The sequence below is a fragment of the Chromobacterium sp. Beijing genome, assembly GCF_021496765.1.
Classification (GTDB): domain Bacteria; phylum Pseudomonadota; class Gammaproteobacteria; order Burkholderiales; family Chromobacteriaceae; genus Chromobacterium.
Window position 1 is genome coordinate 208,444 of the sequence record NZ_CP053750.1, and the last position, 15,315, is coordinate 223,758.

General features: G+C 57.9%; 6 protein-coding genes, 5 tRNA genes and 3 rRNA genes. 11 read left to right on the forward strand and 3 right to left on the reverse strand.

Going from position 1 to position 15,315, the window contains the following annotated elements:
- The first annotated feature begins 25 nt into the window (after positions 1-25).
- The 3 genes from HQN78_RS00980 (at position 26) to HQN78_RS00990 (ending at position 3,966) form a co-directional block, all read left to right on the forward strand.
- On the forward strand, positions 26-1,321 hold the full coding sequence (locus tag HQN78_RS00980; protein WP_107798564.1) for an adenylosuccinate synthase: 1,296 nt from the start codon (positions 26-28) through the stop codon (positions 1,319-1,321).
- Between the two features lie 99 nt (positions 1,322-1,420).
- Positions 1,421-2,470 (forward strand): oxidoreductase, encoded by a 1,050-nt coding sequence (locus tag HQN78_RS00985; RefSeq protein WP_235087376.1) that lies wholly within the window; start codon positions 1,421-1,423, stop codon positions 2,468-2,470.
- A gap of 104 nt (positions 2,471-2,574) precedes the next feature.
- Positions 2,575-3,966 (forward strand): MFS transporter, encoded by a 1,392-nt coding sequence (locus HQN78_RS00990; protein ID WP_235087379.1) that lies wholly within the window; start codon positions 2,575-2,577, stop codon positions 3,964-3,966.
- Positions 3,967-4,018: 52 nt separating this feature from the next.
- Here the strand turns inward: HQN78_RS00990 and HQN78_RS00995 are convergent.
- From HQN78_RS00995 to HQN78_RS01005, 3 genes are all read right to left on the reverse strand, one after another.
- A tRNA-Leu gene (locus HQN78_RS00995) sits at positions 4,019-4,105 on the reverse strand.
- A 64-nt stretch (positions 4,106-4,169) separates the two neighbouring features.
- Positions 4,170-4,256: transfer RNA gene (locus HQN78_RS01000), tRNA-Leu, on the reverse strand.
- Between the two features lie 55 nt (positions 4,257-4,311).
- Positions 4,312-4,398: transfer RNA gene (locus HQN78_RS01005), tRNA-Leu, on the reverse strand.
- Between the two features lie 73 nt (positions 4,399-4,471).
- Here HQN78_RS01005 and rnr point away from each other — a divergent pair.
- From rnr to HQN78_RS01045, 8 genes are all read left to right on the forward strand, one after another.
- Positions 4,472-7,177 (forward strand): ribonuclease R, encoded by a 2,706-nt coding sequence (gene rnr, locus HQN78_RS01010; RefSeq protein ID WP_235087381.1) that lies wholly within the window; start codon positions 4,472-4,474, stop codon positions 7,175-7,177.
- Positions 7,178-7,576: 399 nt separating this feature from the next.
- Positions 7,577-9,112 (forward strand): 16S ribosomal RNA (locus HQN78_RS01015).
- Between the two features lie 85 nt (positions 9,113-9,197).
- Positions 9,198-9,274, forward strand: a tRNA-Ile gene (locus HQN78_RS01020).
- 117 nt (positions 9,275-9,391) lie between these two features.
- Positions 9,392-9,467 (forward strand) — tRNA-Ala (locus HQN78_RS01025).
- Between the two features lie 258 nt (positions 9,468-9,725).
- Positions 9,726-12,611: ribosomal RNA gene (locus tag HQN78_RS01030) — 23S ribosomal RNA — on the forward strand.
- Positions 12,612-12,734: 123 nt separating this feature from the next.
- Positions 12,735-12,849 (forward strand): 5S ribosomal RNA (rrf, locus tag HQN78_RS01035).
- The 16S, 23S and 5S rRNA genes sit together here with 2 tRNA genes alongside, the layout of an rRNA operon.
- A 110-nt stretch (positions 12,850-12,959) precedes the next feature.
- Complete coding sequence (locus HQN78_RS01040) at positions 12,960-14,459, forward strand: CHASE domain-containing protein (protein ID WP_235087384.1); 1,500 nt, start codon at positions 12,960-12,962, stop codon at positions 14,457-14,459.
- A 5-nt stretch (positions 14,460-14,464) separates the two neighbouring features.
- A complete protein-coding gene (locus HQN78_RS01045) occupies positions 14,465-15,313 on the forward strand; it encodes a sensor histidine kinase (protein WP_235087386.1) in 849 nt (282 codons plus the stop codon).
- Positions 15,314-15,315: the final 2 nt, after the last annotated feature.

Consider the following 15,315-nt stretch of genomic DNA (forward strand, 5'->3'; position numbering starts at 1 on the left):
CTGACTGAAGAAGAGGTTTTTTCCAATGTCCAAGAACGTTGTCGTGATCGGTACCCAGTGGGGTGATGAAGGCAAGGGCAAGATCGTTGACTGGCTGACCGACCACGCGCGTGCCGTGGTTCGCTTCCAGGGCGGCCACAACGCGGGCCACACTCTGGTGGTGGGCGGCAAGAAAACCGTGCTGCGCCTGATTCCGTCCGGCATTCTGCGCGACGATGTCGAGTGCTTCATCGGCAATGGCGTGGTGTTGTCTCCGGAAGCCTTGCTCAAAGAGATCGACGAGCTGGAAACCGCCGGCGTGAATGTCGCCGCCCGCCTGAAGATTTCCGAAGGCTGCCCGCTGATCCTGCCTTACCACGTCGCTCTGGACCAGGCGCGCGAAGCCGCCAAGGGCGCAGGCAAGATCGGCACCACCGGCCGCGGCATCGGCCCCTGCTATGAAGACAAGGTGGCGCGCCGCGCCTTGAAGGTGATCGACCTGTTCGATACCGCCCGCTTTGCCGAGAAGCTGAAGGAAAACGTCGAATACTACAACTTCATGCTGACCCAGCTGTTCCAGGCCGAGCCGGTGAGTTTCGACGTCATTCTGGCCGACACCCTGAAACTGGCCGAGCGCATCAAGCCCATGGTGGCCGATGTGTCCCGCACCCTGTACGACATGAACCAGGCGGGCATTCCGCTGCTGTTCGAAGGCGCGCAAGGCACGCTGCTGGACATCGACCACGGCACTTATCCGTACGTGACGTCGTCCAACTGCGTGGCCGGCGCCGCGGCGCCGGGCGCCGGCGTGGCTCCGCAAATGCTCAACTACGTGCTGGGCATCGTTAAGGGCTACACCACCCGCGTGGGTTCTGGTCCGTTCCCGACCGAGCAGGAAAACGAGATCGGCATGTTCCTGGCCAAGCGCGGCAACGAGTTCGGTTCGGTGACTGGCCGTCCGCGTCGCTGTGGCTGGTTCGACGCTGCCGCGCTCAAGCGCTCTATCCAGATCAACGGCGTGTCCGGTCTGTGCGTGACCAAGCTGGACGTGATGGACGGCCTGGAAGAGATCAAGCTGTGCGTGGGCTACACTCTGGACGGCGAGAAAGTGGACATCCTGCCGTTTGGTTCCGACGCGGTCAGCCAGTGCGTGCCGGTTTATGAAACCATGCCGGGCTGGACCGAAAGCACGTTCGGCGCCAAGCGCTGGGAAGACTTGCCGGCCAACGCTCAGGCTTATCTGACTCGCATCGCCGAAGTGTGCGGCGCGCCGGTGGACATTATCTCCACGGGTCCGGACCGCGAAGAAACCATCGTGATGCGTCATCCTTTCGGTCTGTAAGCCCGATTCGACCCATCGACGGAAACCCGCCTGCAAGGCGGGTTTTTTCATGCCCGCGGCGGGCGTAGACTGTTGGATTCTGGTTTCCGAAGGCAAAACATGCAGCCATTGAATGTCGCCTTGGTGGGCTACGGCTACGCCGGCAAGACTTTTCACGCGCCCTTGATCGCCGCGGTGCCCGAGTTGCGGCTGGCGGCCGTGGTCAGCAGCCGGCCGGACGCGGTGCGGGCGGATTGGCCGCAAGTGCCGGTACTGGCCGATTTGGAGCGGGCTTTGGCCGATCCGGCTATCGATATGCTCGTTATCGCCAGTCCCAACCAACTGCATTATCCGCAGGCGCGCGCGAGCTTGAAGGCCGGCAAGCACGTGGTGGTGGACAAGCCGTTCACGGTGACGCAGGCGGAGGCGAGGGAGTTGTGCCTGATGGCGGAGCGGCCGGGCGGCCCGCTGTTGTCGGTATTCCACAATCGGCGCTGGGACGCGGACTTTCTGGCGCTCAAGGCCTTGCTGGTCAGCGGCGAGTTGGGGCCGCTCAGCCATTTCGAGTCCCACTTCGATCGTTACCGGCCGCAGGTGCGCGCGCGCTGGCGCGAACAGGACCAGCCGGGCGCGGGGCTGTGGTACGACCTGGGGCCGCATCTGCTGGATCAGGTTCTGCAGTTGCTGGGCTGGCCGCAGACGATTTATGCGAGCTTGTCCAAACAAAGGGTCGGCGCGCAGGCGACGGATTACTTTCACGTTCAGCTGGGATATGGGGAGTGTCAGGCGGTCTTGCATGCCTCTTGCCTGGTTAGCGGCGGCGCTCCGCGCTTTAGTCTGCACGGCGGGCTCGCCAGCTACGTCAAGTTCGGCCTGGACGGCCAGGAGGAGTGCTTGAAGCGGGGCGGCCGTCCCGGCGAGGCGGGCTGGGGCGCGGACCTTGCGCCCGGCGTCTTGTACCGCCAGCGGGACGATGAAGCCCTCAGCGAAGCTCGGCCGTCCCCTTCGGGCGATTATCGAGATTATTACCGGGCGGTGGCGCTTGCCGCGCGGGGCTTGGGCGCCAACCCGGTGACGGCGCGGGAGGCGTGTCAGGTGATGGCCTTGCTGGAGTTGGGGGAGAGGAGCGCGCGGGAGGGACGGCGCCTGTTTTGCCTGCCGGAGGCTTGAGCGAGCCCGCTTCACCTTTCGACATCATTTGCGCGGCCCGGGTCCGTCGTTCCGGCGGCGGCGGGTGCTACACTGCTGTTTCCATTTCCAGAAGTTTGATCGTCATGCAGCTCAAGCTCGCCGCCGGCATGGTGACCCCGTTGATCGTGGCCACCGCCTTGTTCATGGAGAACATGGACGCCACCGTGATTTCCACCTCTTTGCCGGAAATCGCGCGCGATCTATTGGTGGATCCAATTGGCTTGAAATTGGCGCTGACGTCTTATCTGGTCAGTCTGGCCGTGTTCATTCCTATCAGCGGTTGGATGGCGGACCGTTTCGGCTCGCGGCGTATTTTTCGCGCCGCCATCGCCGTTTTCGTCGCGGGTTCCGTATTGTGCGCGCTCGGCAATACATTGGGCGGCTTTGTGTTGGCGCGCTTTGTGCAGGGCATAGGCGGAGCGATGATGGTGCCGGTGGGGCGCTTGGTGATTCTGCGCACCACCGCGAAAGCGGACTTGGTGCGGGCGCTCAGCTATCTGACGGTGCCCGCCTTGTTGGGGCCGGTGATTGGACCGCCCTTGGGCGGTTTCATCAGCACCTATCTGCATTGGCGCTGGATATTCTTGATCAATATCCCGATCGGTGTGCTCGGCTGGGTGCTGGCAAGGCGTAATATCGAAGACTTGAAAGACGAACAAGTGCCGCCGCTGGACTGGCTGGGCTTTGCCCTGAGCGGCGTGGGCCTGTCCTTGCTGATGCTTGGCCTGGCCTCCGAGGGCAAGCATTTGGTCTCGGCGCAATGGTCCGTCGTGCTGGCGGCGACAGGCGTGGGCTTGCTGTGGCTTTATCTGCTGCATTACCGTCGCACGGCTCATCCCTTGCTGGATTTGTCCTTGCTGCGGCTGTCGACCTTTCATGCCGGCGTGGTGGGCGGCTTCGTGTTCCGCGTCGGCATTGGCGCCACGCCTTTTTTGCTGCCGCTGATGCTGCAATTGGGTCTGGGCCTCAATCCCTTTGTCTCCGGCTTGTTGACCTGTTCCACCGCGGTGGGCGCCATCTTCATGAAGACCTTGGTGATGCGCATCTTGCGGCGCTACGGTTTTCGCCGGGTCTTGATGGCCAATAGCGTGCTCGCGGGTCTTTCCATCACCGCATACGCGTTGTTCTACGAGGCGCCGAGCTATGTCTGGATGTTGCTGGTCTTCGTGCTGGGCGGCTGTCTTCGCTCCTTGCAGTTCACCAGCCTGAACGCGATCTCTTTTGCCGAGGTCGAGCCGGCCGGCATGAGTCATGCCACCAGTCTTTCCGGGGTGGCGCAGCAACTGGCGGCGGGTTTGGGGGTGACGGTTGGGGCCTTCGTCGTGCAGGGGGTGAGTCTGTTGCAGGGACATGCGCGCTTGACCGTGGTCGACTTCGCCTGGGCTTTTGCCATCATGGGCGCCTTGACCATGTTGTCCAGCCTGATGTTCGCCTCGCTGGATCCGCGCGCTGGCGAAGAGATGGCTTCGCGCTGAGAAGGGGAGGAAATGCAAAACCCCCGTTGATCATAAATCAACGGGGGTTTATTGGTGCCCAAGAGAAGACTCGAACTTCCACACCCTTGCGGGCGCTAGGACCTGAACCTAGTGCGTCTACCAATTCCGCCACCTGGGCATAAAACTTAAATTGTTTTGCTGCTCGACTACGATATAAACATCATCGGAACCGTTGAAACTGTTGGTGCCCAAGAGAAGACTCGAACTTCCACACCCTTGCGGGCGCTAGGACCTGAACCTAGTGCGTCTACCAATTCCGCCACCTGGGCCAACCAGATTGTTACTATACAGAGCGAACAACACGATTACAATAGAGTAAATCAGTGGTGCCCAAGAGAAGACTCGAACTTCCACACCCTTGCGGGCGCTAGGACCTGAACCTAGTGCGTCTACCAATTCCGCCACCTGGGCTTCGCTTTGCTGTATTATTTCGCTGCATCTCTGCAACGAGATGCGAATTATAGACATATTCTTGAGGGTGTCAATGGCTAGAACACAAAAAAAACAAAAGACCCTGTCCCTCCGCGAACAGGACCCCTTCCTGGAACGGGAAAAACTTAAATATTCCAATCCCTTGCCGAGCCGAGAGTTCGTTTTAAAAATTCTGGCCGAGCAGGGGGTGCCGCTGTTTCCTGACGAATTAGCGCGCATGTTGTCGATTGCGCGGGCCGAATCTATTTATTTCGAGCGTCGATTGCGGGCAATGGAACGTGACGGCGAAATCATCATCAATCGCAAAGGCGCGGTTTGCGTTGCCCAAAAGCTGGATCTGATCAAGTGCAAAGTATCCGGTCATCGCGATGGCTACGGTTTTGCCATCCCGGATGAAGGCGAAGGCCAGGGCGGCGATATTTTCCTGCCTGAGCGGGAAATGAAAAAAGCGATGCATGGCGATCGGGTGATGGTCCGTCCGTCCGGCGTCGATCGTCGAGGCCGCCAGGAAGGCAAGATCGTTGAGGTGCTGGACCATGTGGTGACGCGGCTGGTTGGCCGCATCAACCGGGTTCGGGGCGTGTGGGTGGTGACGGCGGAAGACCGTCGCATCAATCACGACATACTGATTGAGCCGGGCGGCGAGGCGGGGGCCAAGGACGGTCAGGTGGTGATGGTGGAAATCCTCCAACACCCGGACGCCTATCGTCAGCCTGTCGGCCAGGTGGTGGAAGTGCTGGGCAACTATGCCGACCCCGGCATGGAGATCGAGATCGCGCTGCGCAAGCACGACCTGCCTCACCAATTCCCGGAGGCGGTGCTGGCTCAGGCCAAGGCGACGCCGAAGAAGGTTCGCAAGAAAGACTGGACCAAGGATCGCGTCGACCTGCGCGATTTGCCCTTGGTGACGATAGACGGCGAAACCGCGCGCGACTTCGATGACGCCGTGTATGCGGAGAAGCAGGGCAAGGGCTTCCGTCTGGTGGTGGCGATTGCCGACGTCAGCTTCTATGTGGAGCCGGGCGACGCCTTGGATCAGGAGGCGCTCAATCGGGGCACTTCGGTCTACTTCCCGCGCCGTGTCATTCCCATGCTGCCGGAAGCCTTGTCCAACGGCATCTGCTCTTTGAACCCTGATGTGGAGCGTATGTGCATGGTCTGCGATATGCAGATCAACGCCAAAGGCGTGGTCAAGCGCTATCAGTTCTATCCGGCGGTGATGCTGTCCAAGGCCAGGCTGACCTATACCCAGGTTTGGGACTGGATCCAGAAAGGCAGCGACAGCCCGCTGTTGCCGCAGATCCATACCCTGTATTCCTTGTTCAAAGTGCTGCTGGCCGCGCGTAGTCAGCGCGGGGCGATCGAGTTCGACTCGGTGGAGACTCAGATGATCTTCAACGACGCGGGCAAGATCGAGCGCATCGTGCCGGTGGTGCGCAACGATGCCCATCGCCTGATTGAGGAATGCATGCTGGCGGCCAACGTCTGCGCGGCAGATTTCCTGGAGCAGAACGGGCACAAGGCTTTGTATCGGGTGCATGAAGGCCCGACCGAGGAGAAGCTGGAGAATCTGCGCAACTACCTGCGCCTGGTCGGCTTGAGTCTGGGCGGCGGGGAAAAGCCCACGGCCAAGGACTACGCCAAACTGGCGGAACAGATTCATGGGCGGCCCGATGCGCCGGTGTTGCAGACCATGTTGCTGCGTTCCATGCAGCAAGCGGTTTATACCCCGGACAATAACGGCCACTTTGGCTTGGCTTACGAGGCTTACGCGCACTTCACTTCGCCGATTCGCCGTTACCCGGACTTGTTGGTGCACCGTTCGATCAAGGCGGTGCTCAAAGGCGGCAAATACAAGCCGGGCAAATGGGCGCAACTGGGCGTGCACTGCTCCATGACCGAGCGCCGGGCGGACGACGCCAGCCGCGACGTCGAGTCCTGGCTGAAAACCTACTATATGCGGGACAAGGTAGGTGAGATCTTCAAGGGCAAGATCTGCGCGGTGACCAGCTTCGGCGTATTCGTATTGCTGGATGAGGTGTATGTCGAAGGCCTGGTGCATATCTCCGAACTGGGCAAGGACTACTTCCACTTCAAAAAGGACGTCCAGGCGATTGTCGGAGAGAAGAGCGGCATGCAATACCGCTTGGGCGATACGCTGACCGTGAAGGTGATGAGCGCAAATCTGGAAAGCGCTCAAGTCGACTTCGCTCTGGTCAAGGAAGGCGACCTGCAAACCGCCAGGCCAGTGCCCGCGCGCAGCGCCGGCGCGCGCCAGGGTGGTTCGCGCCGGGCTGCCGAGCCTAAGCCTGTAGAGGCAAAGCCGCCGGCATTGCCGGCGGCGCCCAAGGGGCGAAGCAGAGGGGGGGCTCAATCGCCGGTGTCGAAGCCTGCGGTCAACAAACCTGTGGCGAGTCCGTCCGCCGCGAGCACGCCGGCGGAGAGCAAGCCAGTAGCAAGCAAGCCAGTAGCAAGCAAGCCAGTAGCAAGCAAGCCAGTAGCAAGCAAGCCAGCAGCAAGCAAGCCAGCAGCAAGCAAGCCAGTAGCAAGCAAACCGGCGGCTCCCAAAACTGTTAGTGCTGCGCCTGCGGCGGCCAAGCCGGCGCCTACGACAGCGACGCCTGCGTCCGAGGCTGCAACGCCTCCAGCGGGTCAATCGCTTGCCGGCAAGTCGCCGGTGGGAGAGGCGTCTCCCGCCTCGCGTCAACGCAGGCCGGCGGCGCGCAGGAGTAATAGCAAGCGCCGTAGCGAGGACTGACCTCTCCGGAGCGCTTCTATATAAAGAGGTATAGCAAGCCATGACGGGCCGGCGTTTCGCCGGCCCGTTTTTCATGGTTCGGCGGGGCGGTTGAGACGTGTCGGCAAATACCCCTTTCGGATATTGCTTGCCGCATCAAGGGTTTGCCCTGCGAGGCCCACTTTTGTTGAGGTTTTTCTCGCAAAAGGTGTTGACGGGTTTAGGGGGCTGACGTATAGTTCGCCTCCTCAGCAGACAACGCAGCGCCGGAAACGAAACGCAGCGACCTGCACTGATCTTTAACAGAACGAATAACCGATAGGTGTAAGTGCTCGGTCGATGACCAAACACTTGCACTGCAAGACGAGAAATGTCTCGATGTTTCTTTGATCTTGCGTGCCAGAAAATTTGCTTGGAATTGAACTGAAGAGTTTGATCCTGGCTCAGATTGAACGCTGGCGGCATGCTTTACACATGCAAGTCGAACGGTAACAGGGTGCTTGCACCGCTGACGAGTGGCGAACGGGTGAGTAATGCATCGGAATGTACCGTGTAATGGGGGATAGCTCGGCGAAAGCCGGATTAATACCGCATACGCCCTGAGGGGGAAAGTGGGGGACCGAAAGGCCTCACGTTATACGAGCAGCCGATGTCTGATTAGCTAGTTGGTGAGGTAAAGGCTCACCAAGGCGTCGATCAGTAGCGGGTCTGAGAGGATGATCCGCCACACTGGGACTGAGACACGGCCCAGACTCCTACGGGAGGCAGCAGTGGGGAATTTTGGACAATGGGCGCAAGCCTGATCCAGCCATGCCGCGTGTCTGAAGAAGGCCTTCGGGTTGTAAAGGACTTTTGTCCGGGAGCAAATCCTAGTGGTTAATAACCGCTGGGTCTGAGAGTACCGGAAGAATAAGCACCGGCTAACTACGTGCCAGCAGCCGCGGTAATACGTAGGGTGCAAGCGTTAATCGGAATTACTGGGCGTAAAGCGTGCGCAGGCGGTTGTGCAAGTCTGATGTGAAAGCCCCGGGCTTAACCTGGGAACGGCATTGGAGACTGCACGACTAGAGTGCGTCAGAGGGGGGTAGAATTCCGCGTGTAGCAGTGAAATGCGTAGAGATGCGGAGGAATACCGATGGCGAAGGCAGCCCCCTGGGATGACACTGACGCTCATGCACGAAAGCGTGGGGAGCAAACAGGATTAGATACCCTGGTAGTCCACGCCCTAAACGATGTCAACTAGCTGTTGGGGGTTTGAATCCTTGGTAGCGTAGCTAACGCGAGAAGTTGACCGCCTGGGGAGTACGGCCGCAAGGTTAAAACTCAAAGGAATTGACGGGGACCCGCACAAGCGGTGGATGATGTGGATTAATTCGATGCAACGCGAAAAACCTTACCTGGTCTTGACATGTAACGAACGCCGCAGAGATGTGGTGGTGCCCGAAAGGGAGCGTTAACACAGGTGCTGCATGGCTGTCGTCAGCTCGTGTCGTGAGATGTTGGGTTAAGTCCCGCAACGAGCGCAACCCTTGCCATTAGTTGCCATCATTAAGTTGGGCACTCTAATGGGACTGCCGGTGACAAACCGGAGGAAGGTGGGGATGACGTCAAGTCCTCATGGCCCTTATGACCAGGGCTTCACACGTCATACAATGGTCGGTACAGAGGGTCGCGAAGCCGCGAGGTGGAGCCAATCTCATAAAACCGATCGTAGTCCGGATCGCACTCTGCAACTCGAGTGCGTGAAGTCGGAATCGCTAGTAATCGCAGATCAGCATGCTGCGGTGAATACGTTCCCGGGTCTTGTACACACCGCCCGTCACACCATGGGAGTGAGTTTCACCAGAAGTGGGTAGGCTAACCGTAAGGAGGCCGCTTACCACGGTGGGATTCATGACTGGGGTGAAGTCGTAACAAGGTAGCCGTAGGGGAACCTGCGGCTGGATCACCTCCTTTCTAGAGAAGGTTGTTGATCGAGTACTTACAGCCTATCGGTTATTTGTAGTTAAGGGCGTCAGCCAGCGATGGCTGAACAAGAAATGGGTTTGTAGCTCAGCTGGTTAGAGCACCGTCTTGATAAGGCGGGGGTCGTTGGTTCGAGTCCAACCAGACCCACCAGAATTTCTGTTGTCGGAGTAATCCGGCCGCACAAATAAAGCTGAAAGGCAAGGCGAAAGGCGGCGAAGTGTGCTGATGCACACGAGGCGCGTTTCAATGCGGCATTTCAGGTTTAGAGGGGGATTAGCTCAGTTGGGAGAGCACCTGCTTTGCAAGCAGGGGGTCGTCGGTTCGATCCCGTCATCCTCCACCACAACTCAAACACAAGCGAGTTTGCAAGATAGCTTGATTGTGTTTGCGTTGTATTTTTAACGCCCGATCTTTAACAAACTGAAGAAGCCGAATATATAAAGACGGCGAGAAGGAAGCGTAGAGTTAACTCTTTACGCGGACGGATCGTCATCTTGGGTATTTGATTGTATCTAGGCTACGTCGCCATATCAAAAGGGGCGGTGTAGTCGTCGCACAAACACACTTGTTGTTTTGGTGATCTAGGTTACTGAAATGATAGGGTCAAGCGACTAAGTGCATCTGGTGGATGCCTTGGCGATCATAGGCGAAGAAGGACGTGTAAGCCTGCGAAAAGCGCGGGGGAGCTGGCAATAGAGCTTTGATCCCGCGATGTCCGAATGGGGAAACCCCTCCGCAAGGAGATCCCAGACTGAATCCATAGGTCTGAGGAGGCGAACGCAGCGAACTGAAACATCTAAGTAGCTGCAGGAAAAGAAATCAACCGAGATTCCGTTAGTAGTGGCGAGCGAACGCGGAAGAGCCTGTACGTGTTATGGATTGTGTTAGTGGAAGGTTCATGGAAAGGACCGCCATAGTGGGTGATAGCCCGTACACGAAAACGCATTCCAAGGACTAGGCGTACGATAAGTAGGGCGGGACACGAGAAATCCTGTCTGAAGATGGGGGGACCATCCTCCAAGGCTAAATACTCATGATCGACCGATAGTGAACCAGTACCGTGAGGGAAAGGCGAAAAGAACCCCGGGAGGGGAGTGAAATAGAACCTGAAACCGGATGCATACAAACAGTGGGAGCGGACTTGTTCCGTGACTGCGTACCTTTTGTATAATGGGTCAGCGACTTACGTTCAGTAGCGAGCTTAACCGAATAGGGGAGGCGTAGGGAAACCGAGTCCGAATAGGGCGATTTAGTTGCTGGGCGTAGACCCGAAACCGAGTGATCTATCCATGGCCAGGATGAAGGTGCGGTAACACGCACTGGAGGTCCGAACCCACTAGTGTTGCAAAACTAGGGGATGAGCTGTGGATAGGGGTGAAAGGCTAAACAAACTCGGAGATAGCTGGTTCTCCCCGAAAACTATTTAGGTAGTGCCTCATGTATCACTTCCGGGGGTAAAGCACTGTTATGGCTAGGGGGTCATTGCGATTTACCAAACCATGGCAAACTCTGAATACCGGAAAGTGCGAGCATGGGAGACAGACGGTGGGTGCTAACGTCCATCGTCAAGAGGGAAACAACCCAGACCGCCAGCTAAGGTCCCAAATGATCAGTTAAGTGGTAAACGAGGTGGGAAGGCATAGACAGCCAGGATGTTGGCTTAGAAGCAGCCATCATTTAAAGAAAGCGTAATAGCTCACTGGTCGAGTCGTCCTGCGCGGAAGATGTAACGGGGCTCAAACTGATAACCGAAGCTGCGGATTTGCACGTAAGTGCAGATGGTAGGGGAGCGTTCTGTAGGTCTGTGAAGGTGTCTCGTAAGGGATGCTGGAGATATCAGAAGTGCGAATGCTGACATGAGTAGCGATAAAGCGGGTGAAAAGCCCGCTCGCCGAAAGCCCAAGGTTTCCTACGCAACGTTCATCGGCGTAGGGTGAGTCGGCCCCTAAGGCGAGGCTGAAAAGCGTAGTCGATGGGAAACGGGTTAAAATTCCCGTACTTTTATGCAGTGCGATGTGGGGACGGAGAAGGTTAGGTCATCAGACTGTTGGAATAGTCTGTTTAAGCCGGTAGGCTGGGGAGGTAGGCAAATCCGCCTTCCCTTAAGGCCGAGACGTGATGACGAGGGTCTACGGACCTGAAGTGACTGATACCACGCTTCCAGGAAAAGCCACTAAGCTTCAGCTGCATAAGAACCGTACCGCAAACCGACACAGGTGGGCAGGATGAGAATTCTAAGGCGCTTGAGAGAACTCAGGAGAAGGAACTCGGCAAATTGATACCGTAACTTCGGGAGAAGGTATGCCTCTTAGAGTGAATCCCTGCGGGAGGAGCTTTGAGAGGTCGCAGAGAATCGGTGGCTGCGACTGTTTAACAAAAACACAGCACTGTGCCAACACGAAAGTGGACGTATACGGTGTGACGCCTGCCCGGTGCTGGAAGGTTAAGTGATGGGGTGCAAGCTCTTGATCGAAGCCCCAGTAAACGGCGGCCGTAACTATAACGGTCCTAAGGTAGCGAAATTCCTTGTCGGGTAAGTTCCGACCCGCACGAATGGCGTAACGATGGCCACACTGTCTCCTCCTGAGACTCAGCGAAGTTGAAGTGTTTGTGAAGATGCAATCTCCCCGCTGCTAGACGGAAAGACCCCGTGAACCTTTACTGTAGCTTTGCATTGGACTTTGAACAGACTTGTGTAGGATAGGTGGGAGGCTATGAAGTGGGAACGCTAGTTCTCATGGAGCCGTCCTTGAAATACCACCCTGGTGTGTTTGAGGTTCTAACCTTGGTCCGTGATCCGGATTGGGGACAGTGCATGGTAGGCAGTTTGACTGGGGCGGTCTCCTCCCAAAGTGTAACGGAGGAGTTCGAAGGTTACCTAGGTACGGTCGGAAATCGTGCTGATAGTGCAATGGCAAAAGGTAGCTTAACTGCGAGACCGACAAGTCGAGCAGGTGCGAAAGCAGGACATAGTGATCCGGTGGTTCTGAATGGAAGGGCCATCGCTCAACGGATAAAAGGTACTCCGGGGATAACAGGCTGATACCGCCCAAGAGTTCACATCGACGGCGGTGTTTGGCACCTCGATGTCGGCTCATCACATCCTGGGGCTGTAGCCGGTCCAAGGGTATGGCTGTTCGCCATTTAAAGTGGTACGTGAGCTGGGTTCAAAACGTCGTGAGACAGTTTGGTCCCTATCTGCAGTGGGCGTTGGAAGTTTGACGGGGGCTGCTCCTAGTACGAGAGGACCGGAGTGGACGCACCTCTGGTGTACCGGTTGTGACGCCAGTCGCATTGCCGGGTAGCTAAGTGCGGAAGAGATAACCGCTGAAAGCATCTAAGCGGGAAACTCGCCTGAAGATGAGACTTCCCTGAGGGCTTGACCCTCCTGAAGAGTCGTTCGAGACCAGGACGTTGATAGGTCGGGTGTGGAAGCGCTGTGAGGCGTTAAGCTAACCGATACTAATTGCTCGTGAGGCTTGATCCTATCATTTGAGTGGCTTGGGAAACCGAGTGACGAGATAGTGGTTGTGCGACACAATTGAATACCGAATATATGTGGGTTGATCCAGGATCGACCTAGGCTTCTTCAAGTTTGTACCAGTTTATGTCTGGTGGCCATAGCGAGGTGGTCCCACGCCTTCCCATCCCGAACAGGACCGTGAAACGCCTTAGCGCCGATGATAGTGTGGCATTCGCCATGTGAAAGTAGGACACCGCCAGACGCCCCATTGCAAAGCCCAGCTCAATCGAGCTGGGCTTTATGCATTGTGCTGACCGCCAGACGGCGCGATCGAACTCTCCTCCCTGTCTTTCCTCCTCTTTGGCTTTCTCCTTGATTATTAAGCCATTGTTCTTTTTGTGGCTGTATTTTCACTTATTTTTACTGAAATTTCGTCTAATTACTCAGCAGAACCTATTGGTTATGAATAGAATTCCAGCATCAAGATCGGGAATCGAGGCGGGAATTTTGAGAAATTTCAGGCGGGATGGTGTGCATTTATTTGTATTGGCCTGGGCTCTCTGCGCCTTGTTGGTGACGGTGCTGTGGGGGATGGGGGAGCTGCAGCGTTTGAGGGACGAGTTCGAATCAGTGGCGCAACGGGCGCATGCAATGGTGGCGCGCAAGCTGGACCAGAATGAGTCGGTGCTGTCTTCCGTGGATGCGCTGATGGCGGCAAGCCGGCCATTTGAGGCATCTGAGCTATCCACCTTTGCGCGCGAGCTATTGCCCCATTATCCGCAGCTTCATTCCTTTATCTTTTTTCAAAGCGTGCCCTTGGCGGAGAGGCCGCTCTTCTTGCGCCAGATGAGCGGCAAGTTTGGTGCGACCTTTTACATTCGCGATTTCGACGTGGCGGGCAATCGGGCATGGCGGCCGGCCGCCGTGCGTCCGCAGTCATTGGTGATTTCCATGCTGGAGCCGGATCGGCCGGAAGCCGGTCCGATGTTTGGCTACGATATTTTGGGCGATGCTTATTTCCGGCCGGCCTTGAGCAGGGCCTTGGAGACTGGGCAGCGAGTGGCCAGCGGCGCGTTCGAGTTGCACGAGGGCGGTGGACGCGCTTATTTCTTGTTCCAGCCCTTGTTCGAAGATAGGGAGAAGGCGCCGGGCAAATTGGTTGGCGTGGTGGGCCTGGTGGTGTTTTGCGATCGCCTATTGCAGGCGCCGGCTCTGGAGCGCTTGTTGCCTGGATTGGACTTGACCCTGTACCAGGACGGCGTCCTTGCGCCGGGCGCGCCCTTGTTTCAGCGCCTGCATACTTCGTCCGAGCGTGATTGGTGGCCGGTGTTGCGTAGGCTGGAGGCTCGGCTTCCGCTGTCCAGCGTGGCCCAGCCTTTTGTGCTGGGCGTGGCTCGGGATGTCAGAGTGACGGACTTGGCGTTGTTGCCTTGGCTGTGGCAGCAGTCTTTGTTGCTCGCTTTCTTCGTGTTCGCCGGCCTGGTTCACTTGCAAAGAATGGCTTTGCGGCATGAACGTCAGCAATCGGACGAGGCGATCTTCCTGCAGAGCGAACGGGCATCCGTCACGCTGAGCGCGATTCATGACGGGGTGATCATTCTGCGCCAGGACCATGCGATCGAGCTGGCAAACCCGATGGCCTTGGAGTTGATGGGCATGGCGGCGGAGGAGGTGGTTGGCCGCGTCTGCCACGAGGTGTTCCACTTGCAGGCCGAGTTGGCCGCGGAGCTGGCGGAGGATCCGATCCGAGAGTGTTTCCGGACCGCGCAGCCGGTGGTATTGGCGGAGAGGATGCAGCTGACGTCGGCGCGAGGTCAGATTCGTTCGGTGGAGGGCGGGGTATCGCCGTTGTTCTCGCGGGAAGGGGGCTGATCGGCGTGGTGTGCGCCTTGCGCGACCTGGGGCCTTTGCGGCAACGCACGGTGGCGGCGTTGGAGGCCAGCGAGAGCAAAGTCAAAGAGCATTTGGAGAAATTGTCCCATGTGGCCCGGCTGCATACGATGGGCGAAATGGCGTCCGGCATCGCGCATGAGCTGAATCAGCCTCTGACGGCGATCGCTAATTATTGCCAGGCTAGCATTCAGTTGCTGGAGGGGGTTGAGGAGGCGCCGGCCCAGGTGAACGCGGCGCTGCGTTTGGCGGTGGCGCAGGCTGAGCGGGCGGGGGAGATCATCAAGCGCTTGCGCGCCTTGGTCAGCAAGCGCGCGATCGAGACGCGGCTGATCGATTTGAACCAGGTGGTGGGCAATTGCATGTTCCTGGCCGAGTACGATCTGAAGGAGCGCGGCATCGAGGTGGTTCAGCTGTTGTCGGGTTACCCGGTGGCGGTGTTGGCCGACAGCATTCAGCTGGAGCAGGTGGTGCTGAATCTGCTGTCAAACGCGATGGACGCTTTGCGCGACGAGCCGATGATGAAGCGCCATGTGATCGTGCATACCCGGCGAGAAGGCAAGAAAGCGATTCTGGAGGTGCGAGACACCGGTCGCGGCATTACGCCGAGTTCATTGGAGGTGCTGTTCCATCCATTCTTTTCAACCAAGCCAAACGGAATGGGGCTGGGCTTGTCCATCTGCCAGACGATTGTGGAGCAGTACGGTGGCCTGATCTCGGCGGAAAACATCCCGGCCAGCGGGGCTTGCTTCCGGATCGAGTTGCCTTTGTCGCGCCAAGGCGAGCCGGAGCGTGCTCCGGTGCCTTCGCCTGACGGTTGCGGCGCCGGTGTTTGACG

Excerpts from the sequence above, each read along its gene's own strand:
- rnr (WP_235087381.1), top strand. The coding sequence starts at position 4,472 with ATGGCTAGAACACAAAAAAAACAAAAGACCCTGTCCCTCCGCGAACAG.
- HQN78_RS00985 (WP_235087376.1), top strand. The coding sequence starts at position 1,421 with ATGCAGCCATTGAATGTCGCCTTGGTGGGCTACGGCTACGCCGGCAAG.
- HQN78_RS00990 (WP_235087379.1), top strand. The coding sequence starts at position 2,575 with ATGCAGCTCAAGCTCGCCGCCGGCATGGTGACCCCGTTGATCGTGGCC.
- HQN78_RS00980 (WP_107798564.1), top strand. The coding sequence starts at position 26 with ATGTCCAAGAACGTTGTCGTGATCGGTACCCAGTGGGGTGATGAAGGC.